Genomic DNA, 25,843 nt, shown 5'->3' on the forward strand with positions numbered 1-25,843 from the left:
AATGACATGTTGTGTTGATTTTTGGATTTGATTAGAAGAGCTTCTTTTGTGATTTCTCAGTCGTGCCTTCTTCGAAATGACTTAGGGATGCTTCTCGATACTATTTACTCATGCTATATAAATCACTCGAAGTGACGATCTGAAGATTGTTGGATTGCTTCGTACTGCGTCCTCGCAATTATATGTTGTGTTTATTTGTTGTTGAGTTGCTTGTGTGATTTATCAGTCGTGCCTTCTTCGAAATGACAAAGGGATTGTTGGATTGCTTGATTGTTGTTGTAAAAGATTGTTTTGTCCTGCATTCTCGCAATGACGGTTAGTATTTTAATTATAAAAAAAAGAGGAAGTATTGCTTCCTCTTTTTTTGTCTGTGTAGTTGTTGTACTACTGAATCTCTAAGATTTGCATGACGTTGTATGCTCCATTGTTTAAGGCATATTGCATACTATTGATTTCTTGATAAAAGGCTAGTTTTAATAAGAAATAGGTTTGTCCTGTGCCTGTTGGAACACTTGCAGGTATTGGATTAATATCTACTACTGTACTGTTTAATGGGTTATTAATTTCTGTACTCATGACTAATTCTTTTTCTCCTGTTTGGAAATCAAGGTTTAGTACTGCAGCAGTAAAACTTACATGTGTGGCTCCAGACGGTGCATTGATTTGTTGTAACGGGTTTAGGTTACTAATTAATACGCCTCCTGTAGCAGTGTCAAGTGTAAAGTCGGTTAACAGAATGCTATCTAGTTGTGCATTTTGATTGAAGTCGAATGCTTTTATTGCATTTTGCCCTTCAGGAGTTGCTATGCCTATACCAACATTTCTGTTTCCTCTAGTGGATGTTGTATCTGCATTTTTAACTAAAGATAGAGTTTTTGTTAATCGACTGACTAATCTACCGTCTTTGACATCTGCTAATAGTGGTGTTAAGGCTTGCCTTAATGTTTTACCGCTTTTAGCGACGTGACCAAATTCGGTTCCGTTTTCTCGGGTTCTGATAAACGCGGGATCGTTTTGGATTCTGCTTTTAGAGATTCCTCCTTTTGTGCGGACTAAATATCCGTCTTTTCCTCTGTAGAAGGTCATTCCATCTAAGGTTCCTTCAATTTTTAATAGGCTACTTAATTTTGCCATCTTCTAATTGTTTTTATGTGCTTATTTTCATTTAGCACGTTATAAATTATAGCTTCAATAGATGTTGTATGAGCTCCTACATTGTTCTATTTTGGCTTTGAGATGGCAATGTACTATGGGATTGGAACTTGCATTTTGTTTTTTACTGTTCTGGTTGTTTTTTGTTGAACGTTGTTAAAAATGCTGTTTTTGTCTGTTTTTTACGTTTTTTGATGTTTTGTGCTTCTTTTTATGGTTACTGGTTTTTTAACATTGGGATACCTTTGGGTGCGCTTTGAGTGGGCTTTGGTATGGGATTGGTTGGTGGTTGTGGTTTGATTGCTTGATTGTTTTTGTTTGAGATTGTTTCGTCCTTTGTCCTCGCAATAACATGTTGTGTTGATTTGTTGATGAGTTGCTTGTGTGATTTTTCAGTCGTGCCTTCTTCGAAATGACTTTGAGGTGCTTCTCGATACGATTTGCTCATGCTTCGTAAATCACTCGAAGTGACGATTTGTAGATTGTTGGATTGCTTCGTCCTTTGTTCTCGCAATGACGTTTTGTGTTGATTTGTGGATTTGTTAATGAGTTGCTTGTGTGATTTCTCAGTCGTGCCTTCTTCGAAATGACAAAGGGATTTCTAGATTTTTGGATTGCTCGATTAATCGATTATGAGATTGTTTTGTCCTGCGTCTTCACAATGACGTTTTTTGTTTATTTGTGGATTTGTTGATGAGTTAATTGTGTGATTTCTCGCTGCACTTCGACTACGCTCAGTGTAACACTCGAAATGACATGTCATGTTGAATTATAATACTGTTTTGAATGTTTGTTTAGGCTAATAATGATAATGGGTAAGTAATTGTTGATAATTATGCGGAAAAACTAATGTAATTTGTTATTTTTTAATGTGTTATATGTGTTAAATTGCAAATGCAACAATTGACCGATTTTAACGAACATAAAAAAATGAAACGTATCATAATTACATCTAACGATGTTATGTTCTTAATGGGCAAGAGTGAGTCTTATGCTCAGAGATTGATAAAATCCATTAGAGATGCATATGGTAAAAAGAAGCATCAACCTATTAGTATCCGTTTATTTTGTGACTATATGGATTTGTCTTATGAAGAGGTTTTTAATACGGTTAATGGTATTAAAGATCAATCTGCTTAAATGTTATTACATTTTTAAAAAAGGGTGACTTTAAAAGTCGCCCTTTTTTATTTTATGATTTTCTTCTATAAAAGGTTGTTTTTTTGCGTTAAAACACCAAAAAAATCGTTTATTTGTGTTTATAATGTCAATGCTTGTATAGAGTGTTGCATAGCCATTAACACAAATAAGATTATCCTTTGGAAACCAAAGTTTATCAAAAAAATAATACTCTAAGTCTTTTTAAGCTGTTTTCTGCGAGTTTAAAAGATATTTATGCCTCACGTTTTTTGTCAAGACAATTGGCAGAGCGCGATATAAAAGCCCAATACCGTCAATCTTATTTAGGTCTATTTTGGGCGTTTTTTACACCACTAGCAACAGCATTGGTTTGGATTGTTCTAAATAATAGCGGTACAGTTAGACTAACAGATACCGGTATGCCTTATCCGTTATTTGCTTTTTCTGGTACGTTGATTTGGTCTATTGTTACAGAGTCTATCAAATCGCCTATGCAGAGTACTAATAGTGCTAGGGGTATTTTAACTAAAATAAATTTTCCTAAAGAGGCCTTAATTGTTTCTGGTATCTATAAATTGTTGTTTAATACGTCTATTAAACTACTATTGTTACTTGTTTTTGTGTTGTTTTATGGTGTTGGTTTAAGTTGGACTTTATTGTTAGTACCTGTTGCAGTAATAGGCGCTGTTATAGTCGGTACTACTATTGGCTTGTTTATTACCCCTATAGGTTTATTATACTCTGATATTAATAAAATCATCACGTTTGGTTTGCAGTTTTTAATGTATGCCACACCTGTGGTCTATGCTTTACCAAAAGAAGATGGCTTGTTAAAAACATTAATGACCTATAATCCTTTAACACCTATTATATTAACCACAAGAGATTTTGTGGTAGGAACAGTGTCTAACTATGGTTACCAATTTTTAATTGTGATTGCTTGTTGTGTCCCGCTATTGTTAATTGGGTTAGCGATTTATAGGTTGTCAATACCGATTATTGTGGAGCGATTGAGTGCGTAGTTAGTAATGAGTAATAAGTAATAAGCAGTTAGTAGTTAGTTGCTTGTGTGATTTCTCGCTATGCTCGAAATGACTAAGGAAACTTAAAAAAAAATAAAAGAAAAAAGGTTGATGAACCCAGAACAAAACATACACACCGATAATGAGGTTTTAGTAAAGGTAGAAGGCTTAAGTAAAAAGTTTTGTAAAGACTTAAAGACTAGCTTATGGTATGGTGTTAAAGATTTAATGACTGGCATTGGTGGTAGCACCAACGAGCGTGAATTACGACCTAAAGAGTTTTGGGCGGTTAAGGATATTAATTTTGAGTTACGACGTGGTGAGTGTTTGGGCTTAATAGGTCATAATGGTGCTGGTAAGTCTACCTTGCTAAAAATACTTAATGGGTTGATCAATCCCGATGCTGGTAAAGTAACGATTAAAGGACGTGTAGGTGCTTTAATTGAGCTAGGAGCAGGTTTTAACCCTATATTATCTGGTCGTGAAAATATTTATAATAATGGGGCTGTTTTAGGTTTTACACGCCAAGAGATTGACCAAAAGCTAGACGCCATTATTGCTTTTGCCGAGTTGGAAGAGTTTATAGATATGCCTGTACAGCACTACAGTAGTGGGATGAAAGTACGTTTAGGTTTTGCAGTAGCTGCACAAATGGAACCTGATGTTTTAATTATTGATGAGGTGTTAGCTGTTGGTGATATGTCTTTTGCTATGAAATCTTTTAACAAGATTAGTGAATTGCTTAAAAATACTGCGGTAATTTTTGTTTCACATAGTATGCCTTTTGTCTCAAGAATATGTAATCATATCATTTTATTGCATAAAGGAGAAATGTTAGTGAATACTGATGACGTAGGTGAAGGTATACAAGCTTATTTTGATAGACAAAATTTGTCAGGAAATTTAAACTTTAAAGAAGATGTTATTTGTTTAAATAACGCCAGTTTGTTTTCAGATGATTTTAATAATGAAGGAATTATAAAATCTGATGAAAATTTCAAATTAAAGCTTAATTTAAGCTCTAATAAAGAATATAAAAAAGTAAAAGTTGCCATTTTAATTTATAATATGGCTCAAACAAATGTAGCTATATTAGAGACAAGATTAATAGATATTAAAGCGGAAAATAATCAAAATTTTAATTTTGATTTTGGTGTGCTTAATTTATCTATAAGCGCTTATTTTATATCGGTAAGATTTGATAGCTATAATGAAGGTAAACCACAAGTTTTATCCAATTATATCAATTATAATGATTTTAGAGTTGTAGGTAATGATAGGTTAGTATTTGCGCCATTTTATTTTAAAGAAAAGAATGATAAGACTGAGGTTTAAGAAAGAGAAAAATACTTCTAAAGATAAGGTGGAGCTGTTTGTTTTAGGTGCTCAGAAATGTGGTACTACATCATTACACTATTATTTAGATCAACATCCTGCATTTCACGGATCAATACCAAAAGAAACAGATTTTTTTAGTTTTGATGGGTTATATGAAATGGGATTAAATAAATACCATACCTTTTTTAGAAATAATAAGAAAGTTATAAGATTTGATTCTTCAACAGAATATTTGTACATGCCTTATTGTGCAGAAAGAATAAAACAATATAACCCCAAAGCAAAATTTATTATCATTAAGCGAGACCCTGTTGAAAGAGCAATTTCAGCTTATAAAATGTATAAGTCACTGAGTGAGGGTAAGTTGTGGTCTAAGGAATATAAGGAGAAAGTAATTCAGTATAATAAGGCGTATGGGGATAAAATGATTGATTTTTTAAATAGAAAACCTTTTCCTGAATTTATGAATATTATTAAGGAAGAATATGAGATGTTGTTGCAAACAAAAGAGTTTATCTATGAACCTAGCTTTATAGGAAGAGGAAATTACGAGCAACAATTAAATCGTTTTTTAAATTTTTTTCCTAAAGAAAATATATTAGAAATAGATTTTTCAAGGTATTCAAACCAAACAATATCTGTACTAAATGAGATTTTAGAATTTATGGGGATTAAAGATGAATTATTTGACGATAGTTATGATTTTTCAATTCAATTAAAATCAAAAGAAGCATTAACAATAGATACATCTACCCAAAATGATTTGTCAATAATGTTTGAGTCTATTTATAAAAGTTAAGATATGATAACTAAATCACCTATAACCTCTGGTAGAGTAAAATTAATAAAAGAAATAGCAACAAAAGAAATAGCTACTATTTATAAAGAGGGTTTAGATTTAGACGTTAATAATTATTTTAAAGATTTAGACCAAATTTCTTTATATAAATGCTTAGACACAGGTTACGAGTTTTATCATCCGTTTACTATTTATGGTAACGAAGCATTTTATAAGGCATTAGAAAAGCATAACTGGTATTATCAAAAATGGAAATGGGAGTATGAAGTTACTGATACATATGTGCAAGAAGGACAAAGTATTATAGAGATTGGTTGTGGTAACGGCTATTTTCTTTCTTATTTAAATAAAAAGAAGGTTAATACTTTAGGTCTAGAATTAAATAGCGAAGCAATTGAAAAGGCAAATAAAAATGGCTTACAAGTTTTAAATACACCGTTAGAAGTTTATTCTGAAAAAGTAGATGCTAAGTTTAACGTTGTGTGTGCTTTTCAGGTTTTAGAGCATATTTGGAATATAAATGATTTTATTTCTCATTGTTTAAAGCTTCTAAAGCCAAATGGAAAATTAATTTTTGCGGTTCCAAATAATGAAGCCGTCTTTTTTAAAGAACAAAAAAAATTACCAAAAACTAATCCAAGATATGTTAATCAATTACAAACCTTAGCTCTTAACATGCCGCCTCACCATATGGGATTGTGGAGAAAAAATGTATTTGAAAAATTACCTAATTTTTACAGTGAATTATCATTGGTTAAAATTTATGAAGAGCCAGCAAATAAAGGAAGAATAGCATTAAATAATCATATAGTTAAAAGTAAAATAGGGCAAAATAAATTTTTGCTAAAACTCTTTAAAAAACTTAATCAAAATAAATTAAACAAAGGGGATAGTTTATTAGTTATCTATGAAAAGAAAGGATAAATTAGTTATTGTATCACTTATGGGAGGTTTTCCATGGGGAGGAAGTGAGGAGTTATGGTATAACACAGCTGTTTATGCTTTAAATAAAGATGTTTCTGTAAGTGTTTTTATAAAAAAATGGGATGAAGATCATGCTAGAATACAACATCTAAGAAGTCTAGGAGCAAAAATTAATTATTTAGACTTACACCATAAACAACCAAAAAAAAAATTTTTTAAAAGACTAAGCACAACACCTCCAACTGTTTTTGATACAATTAAAACTTTAGGCTTAAAAAGAACTGATACCATTTTAATAAGTCAAGGCGATACATTTTCAGCATTTGGATCTTCTTTATTAGTAAACTTATTAACGTTAGATGTTCCTATAAGTTTGATAAGCCAACATTTGCCTGATGTAGGTCTACCAAAAGAAGGTTTAAGAAAAAAGGCAAGTCAAATAGTGAGCAAAATTAAACACTTTTGTTTTGTGTCTCAGCGTTCTTTAGATCTTACTAAAAGATATTTAAACACAGAAGGTGCTAATTTTTATTTAGTTAATAATCCAGTTAATTTAGATAAAAAGAACATTGTAGAATATCCAGATTTATCAATACCTAGTTTTGCAGTAGTAGGAAGATTAGATTGTCGTTTTAAAGGTCAAGATATACTTGTTGAAGTTTTAAGTCAAGATAAATGGAAAGCTAGACATTGGACTTGTAATTTATATGGTAAAGGAAGTGATGAAAACTATTTAAAAGATTTAATAGCACATTATGAATTACAAGACAAAGTAATATTAAAAGGACATGTAGATTCTGTAGAAGATATATGGAGTGCAAATCATTTGTTAGTATTACCATCAATAAGTGAGGGTACACCTTTATCTTTAGTAGAAGCTAATATTTGTGGTCGTACAGCTGTAGTAACAAACGTAGGAGGAAATACAGAAGTTGTAGATGAAAATGAAAATGGTTGGATAGCAGAAGCACCATTAAAAATTTATTTAGATAAGGCTATGGAAAAAGCTTGGGATAATAAAGAGAAATGGAAAGAAATGGGTGTTATAGCACACGAACGTGCTATGAAACGTTATAAAGTTAATGCGGGTAAAGAATTATTTGATTTAATTAGAAACAAATAATGTATTTGAATAATCAGCATAAATAACTTATTTATCTAGATATGATTAACCTATCAGTAATAGTTTGTTGTTATAATAGTCAGTATGTTATAAAAGATACATTAGAACACTTAGCTGTACAACAGACTAATAATACTTTTACATATGAAGTTGTTTTAGTAGATAATAATTGTACAGATCATACTGTAGAAGTAGCAAATAACATTTGGAAAGCATTAGATACCACTGTAGATTTAAATGTTGTAACAGAGTCTAAACCAGGTTTGTCTTATGCTAGAGAAACAGGTGTTAACCATAGTAAAGGAGAGCTTATTATTTTTTGTGACGATGATAATTGGTTGGCATCAGATTATTTGCAAATTGCATTTGATTTTATGACTAAACATCCAGAAGTAGGTGTTTTAGGAGGACAATCTATTGGTGTGTTAGAAGGCGTTGAACCTAAATGGTGGGATAAAGAAGCTAAAAATTATGCAGTAGGCAAACAAGCCACTATAAGTGGAGATGTTAGCAGTAGAGGTTATGTTTGGGGCGCAGGTATGGTTTTTAGGAAGTTTCTTTTTTTAAGACTTTACAATACTGGGTTTGAGTCTTTATTGTCTGATAGAAAGGGAGAGCTTTTAAGCTCTGGAGGAGATAGCGAACTTTGTAAATGGTTTATTTTGATGGGGTATAAACTTTGGTATTTAGAAACGTTGAAGTTTAATCATTATATAACAAAAAGCAGATTACTAGATTCTTATTTGGTAAAATTAAAAGCCGGTCATAATACAAGTTTTAGAATATTGACTACTTATAATTGGTTTATAAAACAACATATTAAATATTCAAAAAAAAATAAGATTAAAAGATTTTTTATTTTTATTACTAAGGCAATTAAAGGAAAGGTGAAAAATAGAAGAGAATGGAAGTTATATTTACAGTTAGCTTTTGGTGATTTTATAAACACAGACAAAGCTCTTTTTGAAATAATAAAATATAACAAAAAATTAAATTAGATAAAAAATTGAGTATTTCAAAATATAAAATATCAATTGTAACACCTGTTTATAACCAGGTAGATTTTATAGAGCAAACCATATTGTCTGTGATCAATCAAGGTTATGAAAATTTAGAATATATAATTATTGATGGCGGTAGTACCGATGGTACCTTAGATATTATAAAAACTTATGAGTCTAAAATAACAAAGTGGATTAGTGAACCTGATACAGGTATGTATGATGCTTTAAATAAAGGTTTTGCATTAAGTACAGGAGATGTTATGGCATGGATAAATAGTGATGATATATTGTTGCCTAATGCTTTAAACTACATGAATCGAATTATGAAAGACTTGCCACAGGTTAATTGGGTGCAAGGATTAAATAGTTTTATAGATTTAAAAGGACAGCTTATACGTACAAGCTACCCAAAATCATTTAGTTTACTTAAGTTTTTGAATAAGGATTATAAATGGGTGCAGCAAGAATCTACGTTTTGGAGACGTAGTTTATGGGACGCTGCAGGCGGTATGATTAATGATAATTTGAAATTAGCAGGAGATTTTGAATTGTGGTTTAGGTTTTCTCAAAAGGATACATTATATACTTCAAGTTTACCAATAGGCGCATGGCGCAAACGTGAAGGGCAATTGTCTGGGACACAAATGAAAAACTATATACAAGAGGTGAATGATAGTATAAATAACTATTCGCTAAGCTTTGATGAGTCAGTACAGCTAAAAAAAATACAACGTTTGCAAAAGAGCGCAAGGTTTTTAAGACGCTTTAAAGTATTTAATGTGCATTATTTTTATAATCAAATCACTAATTTAGAACATACAAAGGGAACAACCATTGATTTTAATTACTCTAAAAAAACTTTTGTAATACAAGAAAAGTAGTTTATTCAGCATGTCAATTAAACAAATAATTAAAAAGGTTTTAAAACGAGTAAGAACACAGTTTTTAAAATTTAAGTTAAAATCACTTAAAGAGAAAACGGTAATTGTTTATACTTTAGGTAAAGTAGGCTCTTCTACATTATACTATGAACTAAAAAAAATAAGTCCTTGGAATAATATTTTTCATGCACATTTTTTGTCTGATGAATGGTTAAAAGATAGGTTGCTAGGTACATCTTTTTACGAACACAATATAAAAGCTGCACGTCAAGTATTTAAGCATCTTGACGCTTATCCTAATCATAAAAAATATATAATATCTTTAGTAAGAGAGCCTGTGTCTAGACAGATTTCTAACTTTATGCAAAACCCACATGAGGTTGTAGAAGGTGACCTATTATCATACTCTGCTACATCTTTAAAAACAGCCTATTTAGATAAGTTAAGTTATGATTATACCTTTAATTGGTTTGATAGCGAGTTTTATAACTATACAGGATTTGATGTGTTTGCACAGCCTTTTGATAAAACTAAAGGATATAGTATTTACAAGCATAAAGATTACCATATCTTAATTATTAAATTAGAGCAGCTAAACACTTGTTATCATGATGCTATGAAGGCCTTTTTAGGTTTGGATTTACAATTAGAAGCTAATGCCAATCAATCTTCTAACAAGCCTATATCTCATGTTTACAAAGAGTTAAAGCAATTATTAAAATTTGAAACAGAAGAATTAGAACAATTATATACTCACAAATTTGTCACTCATTTTTATACAGATGATGAAATACAACAATTTATTGATAAACACTCTAAATGATTCCATACGTTGTGTTTTAATGGATACACCTATATTTGTGAAACGATAAGAAACGCATACAAAGAATGAAAACAGCCTTAATCACAGGAATAACGGGACAAGATGGTGCCTATCTAGCCGAATTATTATTAGATAAGGGTTATATGGTACACGGTATAAAACGTCGTGCCTCTTTATTAAATACCGATCGTGTAGACCATTTGTATCAAGACCCACATGAAGACCATGTGCGTTTTAAATTACATTATGGCGATTTAAGTGATAGTATGAATATTACGCGTGTTATCCAAGAGGTGCAGCCCGATGAGATTTATAATTTGGGTGCGATGTCTCATGTAAAAGTGAGTTTTGATACGCCAGAATATACGGCTAATATTGATGGTTTAGGGACTTTACGTATTTTAGAAGCGGTACGCCTATTAGGGTTGACCGAAAAAACAAAAATCTATCAAGCCTCTACCAGTGAGTTATACGGTTTGGTACAAGCGGTACCACAAAGTGAAACCACGCCGTTTTACCCACGTAGCCCTTATGGTGTGGCTAAATTATATGGGTATTGGATTACGGTAAACTATCGTGAAGCTTATAATATGTACGCGTGTAACGGAATTTTGTTTAACCACGAGTCGCCTTTACGTGGTGAGACTTTTGTAACACGAAAAATTACTAGAGCCACCTCTAAAATAGTCTTAGGCTTGCAAGAGGTGTTGTATATTGGTAATCTAGATGCCAAACGTGATTGGGGACATGCTAAAGACTATGTAGAAGCGATGTGGTTGATGTTACAACAGGAGCAAGCCGATGATTATGTAATTGCTACTGGTGTGACCACTACGGTAAGAGACTTTATAAAATTAGCATTTGGATATGTGGGGATTATATTAGCATTTGAAGGTGAAGGTGATCAAGAAGTTGGTACCGTAGTAAGTTGTAGCCAACCAGATTATCAATTACCAGCAGGCACGGTAGTGGTTAGGGTAGATCCTGATTACTATAGACCAACAGAGGTTGATTTGTTGATAGGTGATGCTAGTAAATGTAAAGCGCAATTGAATTGGCAGCCTAAGCATAGCTTACAAGATTTAGTGAATGATATGATGCAATCTGATTTAAAACTGTTTAAAAAAGAGCAGTATTTAAAAGCAGGCGGACATGAGACCTTAAACGCAAGAGAAGAGTAGTATGGAGTTAGGAGCAAAAATATATGTTGCAGGACATAATGGTATGGTAGGCTCTGCAGTGTTACGTGCATTGCAAGCAAAAGGATATACCAATTTTGTGTTACGTAGCTCATCAGAACTAGATTTGACCAATCAAGCGGCTGTCATACAGTTTTTTGAAACTGAGCAACCTGAATACGTGTTTTTAGCAGCCGCCAAAGTAGGAGGTATCGAATCTAATAATACCTTACGCGGACAGTTTTTGTATGAGAATTTAATGATACAGAATAATGTGATTCATCAAAGTTATGTGCATCAAGTTAAAAAGTTATTGTTTTTTGCTTCGTCATGTATCTATCCAAAGTTTGCACCACAGCCTATAAAAGAAGCGTATTTATTAACCGATACTTTAGAGCCTACTAACGAGCCTTATGCTATTGCAAAAATAGCAGGTTTAAAGCTATGTGAAAGTTATAATAGACAGTATGGCTGTAATTTTATATCGGTAATGCCAACCAATTTATATGGACCTAATGATAATTATGATTTAAAACACTCGCATGTGTTACCAGCGTTGTTACGTAAATTTCATGAAGCTAAATTAGCAGAAGCGCCAACGGTTGAGGTTTGGGGAACAGGCACGCCAAAGCGTGAGTTTTTGCATGTGGACGATTTGGCAAAAGCTAGTTTACATTTAATGGATACCTACCAAGGAAATGTGAGTGTTAACATTGGTACAGGAGAAGATATTTCTATCAAGCAACTGGCAGAATTGATTAAAGATATAGTAGGTTATCAAGGTGAGATTGTTTGGAATACCGATAAACCCGATGGGACACCACGAAAACTGTTAGATGTATCTTTAATACACAGTTTGGGTTGGCATCATAAGATTCATTTAGAAGATGGGATACAAGCAGTTTACGAAGATAAATTTTTAAGCTAAGTATGTTATTATCCGTCATCACCATAAATTATAATGATAAGGAAGGACTAACACGTACTATGAATAGTGTGTTGTCCCAAACCTATATGGACTTTGAGTATATAGTGATTGATGGTGGCTCTAATGATGGGAGTAAAGCAATTATAGAACAACAGCAAGACCAATTGGGGTATTGGGTTAGTGAACCCGATAGAGGTATTTATAATGCCATGAATAAAGGTATAGCTAAAGCCAATGGCGAGTATATTTTGTTTTTGAATAGTGGTGATGATTTAATAGGTATAGATGCATTACAGCGAGTTATTGTGGATTTGCATAGCACAGATTTTGTCTGTTATGATATTAATGTGGTTGAAGCAAATCACAGCTATGTGAAAGAGTGTCCTGATCAATTAACTTTTGAGTATTTAAGTAAAGACACACCACCACATCAATCTACATTTATTAAACGCAAGTTGTTTAAGACCATAGGGTTTTATGACGAGACTTTAAAGATTGTGTCTGATTGGAAGTTTATGATTATAGCTGTATGTAAGTATAATTGTAGTTATAAGCATGTAGGAGCTATGTTTTCAAATTTTTATAGAGATGGATTGAGTTCTGTACCAGAAAACCGTCAGGCTTTACACCAAGAACGACAAGGTGTTTTGGATAGTGAATTTGAAGTTTTTATGAGGGATTTAGGAGAAAAAATACGATTAAGACAAGCACTTAATCATTTAAAATCTTCTAAAAAAATACAATGGTTAGCTAAGTTAGGCTTACTAAAAAACATTTAAGATTTACATGGATTATTCTATTTCTGTAATTATTCCTGTTTATAACGGTGCTGCTTTTATAGAGCAATCTATAAAATCGGCTTTAGAACAACCTGAAGTTTATGAGGTGGTGGTTGTAAACGATGGAAGCACAGATGCTACAGGAATAGTTTTAGAGCGATTGCAAAAGGAAGATGATAGAGTAAAGGTATATACCCATGACGGAGGAATCAATAAAGGACGATCTGCCAGTAGAAATCTAGCTCTAAAAAAAGCAACATCTAGCCTTGTTGCGTTTTTGGATGCTGATGATTATTATTTGGAAAATCGTTTTAAAAATGATTTAGATCTTTTTAAGCAAAGACCAGAAATAGATGGAGTGTACAATGCTATAGGCGTTCATTTTTACAGAGCACATACCCAAAAAGAATTTAAAGCCAGCAAACTAACAACAGTTACAGAAGTAATTGCGCCTAGTGCACTTTTTGAACATCTATTATATTATAAGAGTGGTCATTTTTCTATAGATGGTTTTATATTAAAAACATCTGTTTTAAAAGCTTCTGGAGTATTTGATGAAACATTGCAAATTGGAGAGGATACAGCCTTTATATTAAAAACAGCATTGGTAGGCAAGTTAGTGCCTGGTATTATAGATAAGCCAGTAGCAGTTAGAGGTGTGCATGATGATAACGTGTTTAATCAAAAGGATATTTATACTACTTATCGCTGGAGAATATATGAATCTTTGTTGTTTTGGGCTTATCATCAATCTATATCTTTTAAGTATTTAGATATGATCCTTGATCTTTTATGGCGTCATAAATTTATTGCTACAAAAGAATTGTTTTCTCTTACAGGTTATTGGTTAAAACTGTTTTTAAAACTACCTAAACTTCTGTTTTCTAAATTGAGCATCAAGTATTTTCCTTTGGTTAGGCAGCGCCAACGTTATTTTTCTTTTTTATACCCTTCTAAATAATTAAGCTTTAAAAGATGAAATATAAAAAAGGGTTAGATGGTCTAAGAGCTATAGCTGTATTATTAGTAATCGTATCTCATTGGTTTGCATTTGTTCCTTTTATTCATGGTATGTTATTAGGAAAAATAGGAGTTGATGTCTTTTTTGTAATTAGTGGATTTTTAATTACTAAAATTTTATTTCATAACCGTATTGCTATTAAAGAGAAGGGTATTAGTATTTTTAAAAGTTTGAGTGTTTTTATAGGTAAGCGAACGGTAAGGATATTTCCTGTTTATTATTTACTGGTCTTATTTTTATACTTGACCAATGGTGATGAATTTAGAGATGGTATTGTTTATTATCTAACTTATACAAGTAATTACTATTTTTATAATACCCAAAGCTGGCATGGTTTTGTGGGGCATTTTTGGTCTTTAGCAGTAGAAGAACAGTTTTATTTGTTTTGGCCTTTATTCATGTTTTTTATTAAGCAACGCTATTTATTTCTGTTTTTATTGTTCACTATTGTGTTGGGTAGTGCGTATCCTTATTTTTTAAGTCAAAGTATGACCTCAATACTTACGCTAAGTTGTGTAAATGCTTTTGCAATAGGTGCTTTGTTGTCTTATGTACTTGTATATAAACCAAGTTATACACAGCTGTTTTATAAATTTTTAAAGGTGTTGACTTATCCTTTGGTTGTGGTATTTTTATTATAATTATTTGGAATGAAAATTTCTTATTATCCACATCGGTTAATTGTGAGTCTATTAACGTTAAGGCTTATTTTACTTTGTGTAGAAGCACCTAATACTTATATTTTTAAATTTTTGAACCTAAAAGTATTGCGCTTTATAGGTAAGATAAGTTATGGTATTTATTTATATCATAATTTTATACCTTCTTACTGGAATAGGATTTTTAGGGTGAATCAAATAGAACAGCCACAGCTATTACAAGGAGGTTTTAAGTATATTGTCTATTTTGTGCTTTTATTACTTATCTCTTATGCATCATGGATTTTGATAGAACAGCCATTTTTAAAATTAAAAAAACATTTAACTAATGACTAATACTGCTTTAGTATCTATAATTATTCCTGTTTACAATAGAGCTGATCTAATTGGAGATACTTTAAACAGTATTATTGATCAAAGCTATGCAAATTGGGAATGTATTGTTGTAGATGATGGAAGCACAGATGCTACTGATGATGTTTTAGCAGATTACATTACTAAAGACACACGATTTAAGTTTTATAAAAGACCCGCAGACCGACCAAAAGGAGGAAACGCTTCAAGAAATTTTGGTTTAAAGCAAAGTCAAGGTGACTATATAATGTGGTATGATAGTGATGATGTTATGTTGCCGAAAAAGATTGAAGCACATTTAAGCTTATTTAAAGCTAGTAGTGATATAGATGCAACTGTTACAAAAAGTTACTTGTATAATTTTAAAACTAAAAATCCTCACACGCCTTGGCGACCTGTATTATTTAGTGATGATTTGCTTTATGATTTTATCAATCTAGAAGCAGGATGGCAAACAGGAGATGTATTGTGGAAACGAGAGGCTCTTAAAAATTTGAGATTTAATGAAGCTTTAATAAGTTTTCAAGATTGGGAATTTCATATTAAAGCTATTGCTTTGGATACGCATTTTGAATTTGATGATACTTGTTACTCCTACATTAGATATACTTCAAACTCAATAAAAAACACTAAAAGTGTTGACAAGCAGTATTCAGATTTTTTAGCTAGAAATTCTGTTTTAAAGATGCTTAAAAAGACAAATAAGGTTAACCAAAATACAGCTTTATTGCTGTTAAATGATTATTATTGTTTTTTTGAACAGTTTGCTTTTAAAAAAAAATTGCATTATGCTTTTCATGTTTTCAAAGCAATAGTTTATTTAACTTTTTATACTAAAACGTATAAGAAGTTTTTTAGACAGTTTGTTTTTGTTTATCCAGAAAAATTATTCAAACAGTTATTTTAATGGGACACGTATCTGTAGTTATAAGAAATAAAAACGAAAGTGATGCTTTAGGCAAGATGTTACCTATGCTTTTTCATTATTATAAAGATGATATTGCAGAGGTGATTGTGGTGGATAACCAATCTACAGATAACAGTGTAGAAATCGCAAAGCAATATGGTTGTAAAGTTATTGCTATAGATAAATTTACTTATGGTAAAGCCTTAAATTTAGGTATAGGACATGCTATACATAATTATGTATTGTTATTAAGCGCACATGCTTTACCTATAGGCGCTTCTTTTTTTAAAACTGCTATAGCCGCTTTTGAAAATGATAGAGATTTAGCTGGCGTACGCTTTGTTAATAGTTTTGCTAATTATCAAGATGCTTATAATAGTCCCGATAGCATTAATAACCCATTAAAAAAAGGGTTGATGAATGCTTGTGCTATGATAAATAAAAAGGTTTGGGAACAGTATCCTTTTGATGAAAGTTTAGGTTTTAGTGAAGATAAATATTGGTCAGCCTTAGTTATGAAGCATGGGTATACAATAAAGAATATTACAGAAACTTTTTTTTATTTTGCTAAACGAGATCAAACAGCGTCTATTAATCGTTTCAAAAACGAGAGTATAGCTAATGGTATTATAAATAATCACAAGCCAACATCTTTATTAAAAGTGTTTTTAAGTAGTTTTTATGCTATGACTATTGATAACGTGATGACTTTTTTAAAAAGGATAGGTTATGAGGCTAAGCTACTGAAAGCTAAATTAGCGATACGTAAGGCTTTAAAGAGACATAAACCCTAATTACTTTTGTTTAAAAACTATGATTGAAGCAAAAGATATTAAGCAACATTTATTACGATTAGAATCTAGTTATCCTGTAGATCAGTGGGAAGTGGGTGGCATTAAAGTTTGGCCTTATCTACGTATAAAGTTGTTTATTGATTTGCTTAAATATTCTAAACAAAAACCAATTTCTAATCTTAAAAACACTAATTTTAAGCCTCCCAAAAAAACTATTAAAAAACAGTTATTTCAAGTATTTAAAGATTTATTTTACTTGTTACGTTTTCTTTTAAAATTAGAATTTAAATCAGTTATCTATTTTGGAGGACATTTTCATAGAACTAAGATTGATGGTGTTTATTTTAATCGTTTTTTTGATGCATTAAGTTATAATTATGGTTTAAGTGATAATCATTACACTTTTGAATTTTTAAAAATATATAACCGTAATTTTTATCAGTCTTCTATTTTAGATTTAACATCCTCTATTAATGCATATAACACTTTACAAAAAATTAAATCAAAGGTTTTAAAACAACGTAAGGTTGTGTCTAAAGTTAGCTTAGATGGATATGAAGAATTTTTAAAGGATGTTTCTCAGTTAAATCGATTTATAGTTTTAGATTCTTATTCTGAACTGTCAGTGACTAGGTGGGTAAAAAAAATTATAAACCTTCAACCTTTTTTTAAAATAGTATATAAGCGTATACAACCTAAATATGTTGTCTATGCAGGTTATTATGGTTATGACCACCTTTATGCTTCTATTTATGCAGCAAATTGTATGGGGATAAAAACTGTGGATGTACAACATGGACCACAAACCAATACTCATATGGTTTTTTCAGATTGGAATAAAATACCAGAAAAAGGCTACAGTTTAATGCCTAAAAGCTATTGGAATTGGGATGAACATTCAAAAAAAAATATTTTAAAATGGGGAGCTTCTAATGGGATTGAAGCAAAATGCATAGGACAGCCTTATATAAATTATTTTAACTCCACTAATAAAGTTACTATATCTAAGCAATCTTATGTTTTATATTCTTTTCAAGCTAAACCGTTCCTTTTAACAGATTTTTTAAGTGACTCTATTTTGTCTCTTATTAAAGCATTAGATTATATCTGGATTTTAAGATTACACCCTAGTAGTTATATTACAAAATTAGATGTAGAGGAATTTGTGAAATCGAAAGGTGTATTAGAAAAAGTAAAAATAGAAGATGCAAAGTCTAGCCCCTTGCCAATATCTATTTTAAAAAGTACATGGCATATTACTCACTTTTCAGGGTGTGTTATTGAGGCTTCGATGTTAGATACCCCATCCATAATTATAAATGATTTTGGTCAAGCTATCTATAAGGATTATATTGACCAAAAGAAGGTGTTTTATGTAGACCATGAGGCTGCTAATTTTGTTAGTCTAATAAAAAACATTATGTCTAACTCTCCTAAAAGTAAAATTTTTAAAGCGCCCGTTTATTTAAACCCTTTTTCTAATTTATAAACCTTTTTTTTATGAAAATATTAATGGTTTCTATGCCTACGTTACATTTTTTCAGATGGACAGACCAACTAAAAAATGAAGGACATGAGGTGTATTGGTTTAATATTACTGATAGTAGAGCGTATGTAGATAAGTTAGATTGGGTAGATCAAAAATATGGATGGCGTTTAAAATATAACTATCCAGGTCGTATTAGGCTTAAAAAATTATGGCCTTATATGGAGAGGTTTTTAGCTAAATATAATCAAAACGATACAGCTGATTTATTTGAAGACTATTTAAATACGGTAAAACCTGATGTTGTGCATAGTTTTGCTTTATATGTTTCTTGTACACCTATATTAGGTGTTATGCAAAAATATCCTTCGATAAAATGGATTTATTCTTCATGGGGTAGTGATTTATATTATTTTAAAAATATACCATCTTACTTAAAGGATATAAAAAACGTTTTACCAAGAGTAGATTATTTGTTTACCGACTGCAAAAGAGATTATCAAATAGCCAAAGATTATGGCTTTAAGGGACGTTTTTTAGGAGTTTATCCAGGAGGAGGAGGCTTTAAGTTAGAATCTATTGAAAAATTAGAATCACCTAATCAAAGAGATATTATTTTAGTAAAAGGATTTCAAGGACGTTCAGGTCGGGCTATAACAATATTAAAGGCTATACTACAATTAAAAGAAGTATTAGAGTCGTATTCAATTATTGTGTTTGGAGCAGAGGATGAGGTTTTAACTTACAGTAAATTAAGTAAATTGAACACATGGCAAAATTATAAGATGTTTGGTAAAATAAAGCATGAGGCTGTACTAGATTTAATGCAGCAATCAAAGCTATATATAGGTAATAGTAATAGTGATGGTATGCCTAATACAATGTTAGAAGCTTTGTGTTATGGTGCTTTTCCAATACAATCTAATCCAGGTGGTGCAACAGAAGAAATTATAACTCACGGTGTTAATGGTCTTTTGATTAATGATTGTGAAAATGAAGATGAAATAGCTCTTTTGATTAAAGAAGCTTTAACTAACCCAGCATTGTTAAAAAAAGCCTTTTCTTTGAATATGGAATTGCGTAATACCTTTAAATACGAAACCATAAAATCTAAAGTTAACCAAACTTATTTAGATATAATACCTTAGCTTATGGCCAAACTGTCTATAATTTATGCTTACAGAAATAGAGATTTTGAACGCATTAAAATCTCATTAGAAAGTTTAAAAAATCAGACTGATACTGATTTTGAAGTGGTCTTTGTAGATTACGGTAGTACCCTTGATAAAGCTAATGCTGTAGCGCAAATACTCAACCAGTTTGATTTTGCAACTTACTATTATATTGCACATCCAGGTTTATTATGGAACAAAAGTAAAGCCTTAAATTATGGCGCATTAAAAAGTGATAGCTCACATATTTTCGTAGCTGATGTAGATATATGCTTTGCTATAGAAGCTGTGAGCCAGATTAAAAAGAATATTTCTGCTAACACTTTTACGCTCTTTAAATTATCTTATTTAAAGGAAAATGCGCAATTAAAACCTGGATACCAATTAGATGTTAAACTAAGTGATATTAAACATCACGGTACTATTAACGGTATGATAGTAGTAGCTAAAGAGGATTTCTTATCTGTTAAAGGATATGATGAAATTTATCATTTTTATGGTTCTGAAGATGTTGACTTTTACGATAGACTATCTAATAAAGGGCTTAAAAAAACTTTTGATCATAATACCCTTTTTTATCACCAGTGGCATCCAATACAGAATCGTATAAATGATGCTAAACTATTAAAAAATCCAAAGTTATTTAATATTAAGAAGATAAACTTAGTTCATCAGTTATATCAAAAGAACACCAATGCTATTACACCATTATTTAAACAAGATATCAAAGCTAATATTTGGTGTAAAGATGATGAATTGACCCAAAATGATGCTACGTTATCTTTTGAACTAGTTAACGACCATGCCAATGTGTGGCACTGTATAAAAATGATATTACCTAACTTAAAAAATGAAATAGTATGTATAAAGGTAACTAAAGATATTTATTTTGATAGTTTAAAGTATAAATTGAAAAAGACATTAAATAAACCAGATCGAATACCAATTTCTATGAAAACTGTAAATGATTTAATGTTGCAAGAAATTGTTTTGTGTTACAGACATCATAATTATACTTATACTATTTCTGAAGATTTAAACACTATTTTTTTTATAATAAAACTATAAAGAACTGTTACGCATGATTTATAAAAAAAAAATAAAGTTATTCTGGTGGAATGAGGTTATTTTACAAAATAAGCCTAAAGAGAATTATGGAGACATGATTGGTCCATATTTAGTAGAAAAAATAAGTGGTAAAAAAGTAGTGTTTACACATACTAATAAAAAGAAGTGGAAACAAACGTTAAGCTCATCACCCATATACCTTACTGTTGGTAGTATATTAGCATTTTCTAATCAACATTCTATTATTTGGGGTAGTGGAATTATTAATAAAGACCAGCCAGTAGTAGCAAAAGAGATATTAGCTGTAAGAGGACCAAGGACAAGACAATGTTTATTAGATCAAGGTTTTGAAGTGCCTGAAGTGTATGGTGATCCTGCTCTCTTATTACCAGATTATTATCTCCCTAAGGTTGAAAAGAAATATGAAATAGGAATTATTCCACACTACAATGATTATAAATCTATTGTAGCGACTTTACCATTAATGCCTGGTGTGAAGTTGATTAATTTAATGACTAATGATGTAGAAGCAACAACAAGAGAGATTTTAGAGTGTAAACATATCATATCATCATCTTTGCATGGAATTATAGTCGCTCAAGCTTATGGTATTCCGGCTGTTTGGCAACGGTTTTCGGATAAATTATTTGGTGATAATATTAAATTTCGGGATTATTTTGAATCTGTAAATATTAAGCCTTATATACCACATATAAAAACCAATGCATTTGATCTTAAATTTTTTAATAATTTGATAGAAAAAACACCAGAAAAAATTATTGAAAAAAAACATTTAAACTCAACCAAAGAAAAGTTAATGTCTGTGTGTCCTTTTATTGATTAATAAGCTGTGTGATAAAAAATATTATCAATTTCCTTAAATCCATAAAACACACACTTTCATCCGAAAAAAAATGTATTTTAGCGACTAGTTAAGTACAAGAAATCTTACTTATTATGAAATCTATAGGCTTTATTCCTTTACGTCAAGGCTCCAAAGGTATTCCCGGAAAAAATAAACGAAAAATGGTAGGCAAACCTTTATTTACATGGGTTTTGGGTGAAGCTTTGCACTCTGATTTGGATATTGTTTATGTGTATACCGATGACGCCTGGATTATTAATTTTATAGAAAAAGAATACCATTATACAGATAAAGTAAAAGTGTTACAACGTAGTGCATCTAGTGCTACAGATACCGCTTCTACAGAGAGTGCAATGTTAGAGTTTGCAGCATCTATAGATTATGATTTTGATGTGTTTTGCTTACTACAAGCTACATCGCCTTTTACCACTGCTAAAGCTATTAATACTAGTTTGTTACAATTAAACCAAGGATATGATTCTACCGTATCTGTAGTAAATACACATCGTTTTACTTGGAATAGTGATGGCACTCCACAAAATTATGATTATACCAATCGACCAAGACGTCAAGATTTTGAAGGACTATTAGTAGAAAATGGCGCAGTATATACCTGTACTAAAGCAGTGTTGCAAAACAAGCAGAATCGCTTAGGTGATAAAGTAGGTGTCGTACATATGTCTGAAGAAAGCTTGCATGAGATCGATAGTGAAAATGATTGGTTAGTCGTAGAGCAACTTCTAATTGCTAGACAACAAGGTCTTAAAAAAGCCGAAAAAATAACACACTTGGTGTTAGATGTTGATGGAGTGTTTACTGATGGAACCATTACTTATACCAAAGATGGCGAGCATACTAAGCAATTTGATATGCGTGATGGTATGGGACTGGAAATATTAAGACAGTTTGGCGTTACCGTTATGATTATGACTAGTGAACGTTCTGAATTGGTGGCTAAACGTATGCAAAAGCTACAAATAGAACAAGTATATCTTGGTGTAAAAGATAAGTATACTTTATTAACCCATTTAGCCAAACAGCAAGGCTTTAACCTAAATAACGTGGCTTATGTTGGAGATGATGTTAATGACCTAGCCAATATATGCAGTGTAGGTTGGTCTTTAGCACCAAGCAATGCAATGAAAGAAGTTACTAATCAAGCCGATATTATTTTACCAAAACCATCAGGAGGCGGAGCAATACGTTCTGCTTGTCAATTTATAAAACAATATAATAAAAGATTTTAAAAGGAAATATATGACTAATTATAAAAAACCATATGTTATTGCCGAGATTGGATGTAACCATAAAGGTGATATGGAGATAGCAAAAGAATTAATTAAGGTAGCTAAAATCTTTTGTAATGTTGATGCTGTAAAGTTTCAAAAAAGACATAATAAAGAGTTGTTAACCGAAGCTCAATACAATGCGCCACATCCTAACCCAGTAAATTCTTATGGCGATACTTATGGTGCACACCGTGAGTTTTTAGAGTTTGATGTGAATCAACATCAAGAGTTAAAAGACTATTGCGAAGACATAGGCTTGGATTATTCGACATCGGTTTGGGATTTAACCTCTGCTAAAGAAATAGCAGGTTTACAACCTAAGTTTATCAAAATACCATCAGCATGTAATAACAATGTGAAGATGTTAACGTGGTTGTGTGAGCATTATGAGGGTGAGCTACATATCTCTACAGGTATGACGACAAAAGATGAGATTGATGATTTAGTAGCATTGTTTAAAACTCATAATCGCGCAAAGGATTTGGTATTGTATAATTGTACGTCTGGTTACCCAGTACCATTTAAAGATGTGTGCTTGTTAGATATTAATATTTTGAAAGATAAATATGGTGCTGAGGTAAAACATATTGGTTTTTCTGGTCATCATTTAGGAATTGCGGTAGATATGGCAGCCTATACTTTAGGCGCAAATGTGATAGAAAGACATTATACCTTAGATCGTACTTGGAAGGGAACAGATCATGCTGCATCTTTAGAACCTGCAGGATTAAGAAAGTTATCTAGAGATTTGAAAGCCGTATACGAATCGTTGACCTATAAAACACAAGATATTTTACCTATAGAGCAAGTTCAGCGTGATAAGTTGAAAAACCAGAAGGGTTAGTATGACGGATGTTTTTTGACCGATGATAGGTGCTTTTAATGACTAATGTCTAATTATAAATGAAGAGATTGCTTCGTCCTGCGTCCTCGCAATGACAATGTGGTTTTTTATTTTAGAGACAAGAGACAAGAGACAAGAGACAAGAGGCAAGAGGTAAGAGGCCTGAAGTAAGAAGAAATAGAAAATAGATCATAGAAAAGAGAGAAGAGAAGTCTAAGAATAAAAACATAAATGAGTAAAAAGGTATTTGTATTTTTTCCTGATGGTGTAGGATTGCGCAATTTTGCATTTACAAAGTTTAAGTCTATAGGTGAAGAGATGGGTTTTGATATTACCTATTGGAATAATACTATTTTTGATTTAGAATCTGAGTTAGGGTTTAAACAAGTTACCATTGAAAATCATCAAATACATCCGTTAACACCAATATATTCTAGAGCAAGAAAACGTGCCGAATTAAACGTTTCTAGAGATAAGTTTAATGATGATGTCTATCCAACTTATAAATTTCCGTTTAGTTATAAAGGATTAAAAAACACTATTAAAAGTTTATATACACAATTCTTGATTGGGTTATATTCTTCAGAAAAAGGTGTAGAAAAATTAAGACATAAAATTAATGCTTTAGAACGAAAAAATCCTAAATATGCTTATTGTAAAGCACAATTGGAGGAACATCAACCAGATTTAATTTTCTGTACCACACAACGTGCAACACAGTCTATAAGTGCTTTGTTAGCAGCAAAAGATTTAGGCATACCTACGGTAGCGTTTGTCTACTCGTGGGATAATGTTCCAAAAGCCATGCAAGTTGTTGAGACTGACTATTATTGTGTGTGGAGCGAGCATATGAAGCGCGAAGTATTGCAATACTATCCATTTGTAAAACCAGAGCAAGTATTTGTAACAGGGACACCACAATTTGAACCACATTATGATCATAGTTTAAAAGAAACACGTGAGGACTTTTTTAACACCTATGGATTGGATGTAGAGAAGCAATACATCTGCTATTCTGGAGATGATGAAACCACTTCGCCTTTAGATCAGTACTATTTAGAAGATTTGGCTAATGTGGTACGTAGCTTAAATACAAAAGGTTACAAATTAGGAATAATTTATAGAAAATGTCCAGTGGATTTCACCAATCGTTATGATGCGGTTATAAAAGAAAATGCAGATATCATTGAAGTCTTAGATCCTATTTGGAAGCAGGTAGGTAGTCAATGGAATCAAGTCTTACCAGCTCCTGAAGATTTTAAAATGTTGTATAATGTCTGTGAGCATAGTGCATTTGTAACTAATGTGTGTTCTAGTACAGTATTTGATTTTGTGGCTCATGATAAAGCATGTATTTATTATAATTATGAGCAGCCACAATTAAAAAAAGGTATAAGAGATATAGGGCAAAACTACAAGTATGTGCATTTTAGAAGTATGCCAAGTGACAAAGCAGCTGTGTTTTGCACTGATAAAAATGAGTTAGAAAACTTAGTACAACAAATATTAGATGGGCAGTTAAGTAATGTAGAAGAAGGTAAGCAATGGTATGAGATTATTGTTGGCCCAACACCAACAGAAGCCTCTAAAAATATATGGGAAGCTTTAAACAGGGTATTGATTAATTAAAATGACCAATTATTATCAGCATATAAAAGATTATTATTTAATAGAAAGTACAACTCTTTTACGATTTGGTAGTATTGGTGACGGTGGTTATTATTTAAGTCCCAATAGTATTACAGAAAGTGATTTGTTATTTAGTGGTGGTATATCCTCTAATGTAGAATTTGAATTTGATTTTTATCGTTTAAATCCGAATGCATCCTTATTAATGGTTGATCCCACAGTATCTAAATGGAAATTACTCTTAAAAGGAATTGCACGATTATTTTTAAATAAGACAAGAAAACTATCTTATTTATATAATATTTTAATTTTTTGGGATTTAACAAATAAAAAACGGTGTAAACACCTTTCAAAATGGTTGAAAACACCAGAGCAAATTTTTAGTATCATACAAACGTATTTTGGTTATAAAAAAACAGTTGTACTTAAATTAGATATAGAAGGTAGTGAGTATGATTTTTTAGAAGAATTATTAGCCCATCAATCCCAAATCAGAGCAATGGTTTTTGAGTTTCATGATTTAGATGTTAAGCATCATCTTTTGTTAGATTTTATAAAAAAAATATCTAATAATTTCAACTTGGTGTTTATGGAGGTTAATCCATCTGGAGGATTTGTAAACAGCTTACCAAAATGTATTGAGCTAAGCTTTGAAAGAAAATAA

At 31.4% G+C, this 25,843-nt stretch carries 24 protein-coding genes and 1 pseudogene; 24 read left to right on the forward strand and 1 reads right to left on the reverse strand.

Features of this window, described 5'->3' with window-relative positions:
- Positions 1 to 384: 384 nt before the first annotated feature.
- Complete coding sequence (locus tag ACEQT4_RS11450) at positions 385 to 1,134, reverse strand: hypothetical protein (protein WP_370227807.1); 750 nt, start codon at positions 1,132 to 1,134, stop codon at positions 385 to 387.
- Between the two features lie 948 nt (positions 1,135 to 2,082).
- On the opposite strand from ACEQT4_RS11450, the gene ACEQT4_RS11455 reads away from it, so the two are divergent.
- From ACEQT4_RS11455 to ACEQT4_RS11570, 24 genes and pseudogenes are all read left to right on the forward strand, one after another.
- Entirely contained in the window at positions 2,083 to 2,292 is a 210-nt protein-coding gene (locus tag ACEQT4_RS11455) for a hypothetical protein (protein ID WP_370227809.1), read from the forward strand.
- 179 nt (positions 2,293 to 2,471) lie between these two features.
- Positions 2,472 to 3,314, forward strand: a complete 843-nt coding sequence (locus ACEQT4_RS11460; RefSeq protein WP_370227811.1) for an ABC transporter permease — start codon at positions 2,472 to 2,474, stop codon at positions 3,312 to 3,314.
- A 111-nt stretch (positions 3,315 to 3,425) separates the two neighbouring features.
- On the forward strand, positions 3,426 to 4,649 hold the full coding sequence (locus ACEQT4_RS11465; protein WP_370227813.1) for an ABC transporter ATP-binding protein: 1,224 nt from the start codon (positions 3,426 to 3,428) through the stop codon (positions 4,647 to 4,649).
- A complete protein-coding gene (locus ACEQT4_RS11470) occupies positions 4,630 to 5,451 on the forward strand; it encodes a sulfotransferase (protein ID WP_370227815.1) in 822 nt (273 codons plus the stop codon). The genes ACEQT4_RS11465 and ACEQT4_RS11470 overlap by 20 nt, the downstream gene beginning before the upstream one ends.
- Positions 5,452 to 5,454: 3 nt before the next feature.
- Positions 5,455 to 6,375 carry a class I SAM-dependent methyltransferase gene (locus tag ACEQT4_RS11475; protein ID WP_370227817.1) on the forward strand — a complete coding sequence of 307 codons (921 nt, stop codon included), beginning with the start codon at positions 5,455 to 5,457 and terminating at the stop codon, positions 6,373 to 6,375.
- Positions 6,359 to 7,498 (forward strand): glycosyltransferase, encoded by a 1,140-nt coding sequence (locus ACEQT4_RS11480; RefSeq protein ID WP_370227819.1) that lies wholly within the window; start codon positions 6,359 to 6,361, stop codon positions 7,496 to 7,498. Before ACEQT4_RS11475 ends, ACEQT4_RS11480 begins: the two co-directional genes overlap by 17 nt.
- 41 nt (positions 7,499 to 7,539) lie before the next feature.
- A complete protein-coding gene (locus ACEQT4_RS11485) occupies positions 7,540 to 8,496 on the forward strand; it encodes a glycosyltransferase (RefSeq protein ID WP_370227821.1) in 957 nt (318 codons plus the stop codon).
- An 8-nt stretch (positions 8,497 to 8,504) separates the two neighbouring features.
- Entirely contained in the window at positions 8,505 to 9,383 is an 879-nt protein-coding gene (locus tag ACEQT4_RS11490; RefSeq protein ID WP_370227823.1) for a glycosyltransferase family 2 protein, read from the forward strand.
- 10 nt (positions 9,384 to 9,393) lie between these two features.
- On the forward strand, positions 9,394 to 10,206 hold the full coding sequence (locus tag ACEQT4_RS11495; RefSeq protein ID WP_370227825.1) for a putative capsular polysaccharide synthesis family protein: 813 nt from the start codon (positions 9,394 to 9,396) through the stop codon (positions 10,204 to 10,206).
- Between the two features lie 65 nt (positions 10,207 to 10,271).
- Positions 10,272 to 11,387 carry a GDP-mannose 4,6-dehydratase gene (gmd, locus tag ACEQT4_RS11500; RefSeq protein WP_370227827.1) on the forward strand — a complete coding sequence of 372 codons (1,116 nt, stop codon included), beginning with the start codon at positions 10,272 to 10,274 and terminating at the stop codon, positions 11,385 to 11,387.
- A 1-nt stretch (position 11,388) separates the two neighbouring features.
- Entirely contained in the window at positions 11,389 to 12,312 is a 924-nt protein-coding gene (locus ACEQT4_RS11505; RefSeq protein ID WP_370227829.1) for a GDP-L-fucose synthase family protein, read from the forward strand.
- Between the two features lie 2 nt (positions 12,313 to 12,314).
- Complete coding sequence (locus ACEQT4_RS11510) at positions 12,315 to 13,091, forward strand: glycosyltransferase family 2 protein (protein WP_370227831.1); 777 nt, start codon at positions 12,315 to 12,317, stop codon at positions 13,089 to 13,091.
- Positions 13,092 to 13,098: 7 nt separating this feature from the next.
- A complete protein-coding gene (locus ACEQT4_RS11515) occupies positions 13,099 to 14,052 on the forward strand; it encodes a glycosyltransferase family A protein (protein WP_370227833.1) in 954 nt (317 codons plus the stop codon).
- Between the two features lie 14 nt (positions 14,053 to 14,066).
- Positions 14,067 to 15,107 (forward strand): annotated as a pseudogene (locus ACEQT4_RS11520) (acyltransferase family protein).
- Positions 15,100 to 16,032, forward strand: coding sequence for a glycosyltransferase family 2 protein (locus ACEQT4_RS11525; RefSeq protein ID WP_370227835.1), 933 nt, complete (start codon positions 15,100 to 15,102; stop codon positions 16,030 to 16,032). Before ACEQT4_RS11520 ends, ACEQT4_RS11525 begins: the two are co-directional and overlap by 8 nt.
- Complete coding sequence (locus ACEQT4_RS11530; RefSeq protein ID WP_370227837.1) at positions 16,032 to 16,826, forward strand: glycosyltransferase family 2 protein; 795 nt, start codon at positions 16,032 to 16,034, stop codon at positions 16,824 to 16,826. The genes ACEQT4_RS11525 and ACEQT4_RS11530 overlap by 1 nt, the downstream gene beginning before the upstream one ends.
- Before the next feature lie 19 nt (positions 16,827 to 16,845).
- Positions 16,846 to 18,315, forward strand: coding sequence for a hypothetical protein (locus ACEQT4_RS11535; protein ID WP_370227839.1), 1,470 nt, complete (start codon positions 16,846 to 16,848; stop codon positions 18,313 to 18,315).
- 11 nt (positions 18,316 to 18,326) lie between these two features.
- Complete coding sequence (locus ACEQT4_RS11540; RefSeq protein WP_370227841.1) at positions 18,327 to 19,460, forward strand: glycosyltransferase family 4 protein; 1,134 nt, start codon at positions 18,327 to 18,329, stop codon at positions 19,458 to 19,460.
- Positions 19,461 to 19,463: 3 nt separating this feature from the next.
- Positions 19,464 to 20,552, forward strand: coding sequence for a glycosyltransferase family 2 protein (locus ACEQT4_RS11545; protein WP_370227843.1), 1,089 nt, complete (start codon positions 19,464 to 19,466; stop codon positions 20,550 to 20,552).
- A 13-nt stretch (positions 20,553 to 20,565) separates the two neighbouring features.
- The gene (locus ACEQT4_RS11550) at positions 20,566 to 21,396 is read left to right on the forward strand and encodes a polysaccharide pyruvyl transferase family protein (protein ID WP_370227845.1); all 831 of its coding nucleotides are present in this window, start codon (positions 20,566 to 20,568) and stop codon (positions 21,394 to 21,396) included.
- A gap of 113 nt (positions 21,397 to 21,509) precedes the next feature.
- Complete coding sequence (locus tag ACEQT4_RS11555) at positions 21,510 to 22,664, forward strand: cytidylyltransferase domain-containing protein (RefSeq protein WP_370227847.1); 1,155 nt, start codon at positions 21,510 to 21,512, stop codon at positions 22,662 to 22,664.
- A 10-nt stretch (positions 22,665 to 22,674) separates the two neighbouring features.
- Positions 22,675 to 23,550: an N-acetylneuraminate synthase family protein gene (locus ACEQT4_RS11560; RefSeq protein ID WP_370227849.1), complete on the forward strand. Its 876-nt coding sequence runs from the start codon at positions 22,675 to 22,677 to the stop codon at positions 23,548 to 23,550.
- A gap of 231 nt (positions 23,551 to 23,781) precedes the next feature.
- A complete protein-coding gene (locus ACEQT4_RS11565) occupies positions 23,782 to 25,179 on the forward strand; it encodes a UDP-glycosyltransferase (protein ID WP_370227851.1) in 1,398 nt (465 codons plus the stop codon).
- A 1-nt stretch (position 25,180) separates the two neighbouring features.
- Positions 25,181 to 25,843: an FkbM family methyltransferase gene (locus tag ACEQT4_RS11570; protein WP_370227853.1), complete on the forward strand. Its 663-nt coding sequence runs from the start codon at positions 25,181 to 25,183 to the stop codon at positions 25,841 to 25,843.

Origin of the sequence: Mesoflavibacter sp., from assembly GCF_964226795.1 — a bacterium.
GTDB classification, from domain to species: Bacteria; Bacteroidota; Bacteroidia; order Flavobacteriales; family Flavobacteriaceae; genus Mesoflavibacter; species Mesoflavibacter zeaxanthinifaciens.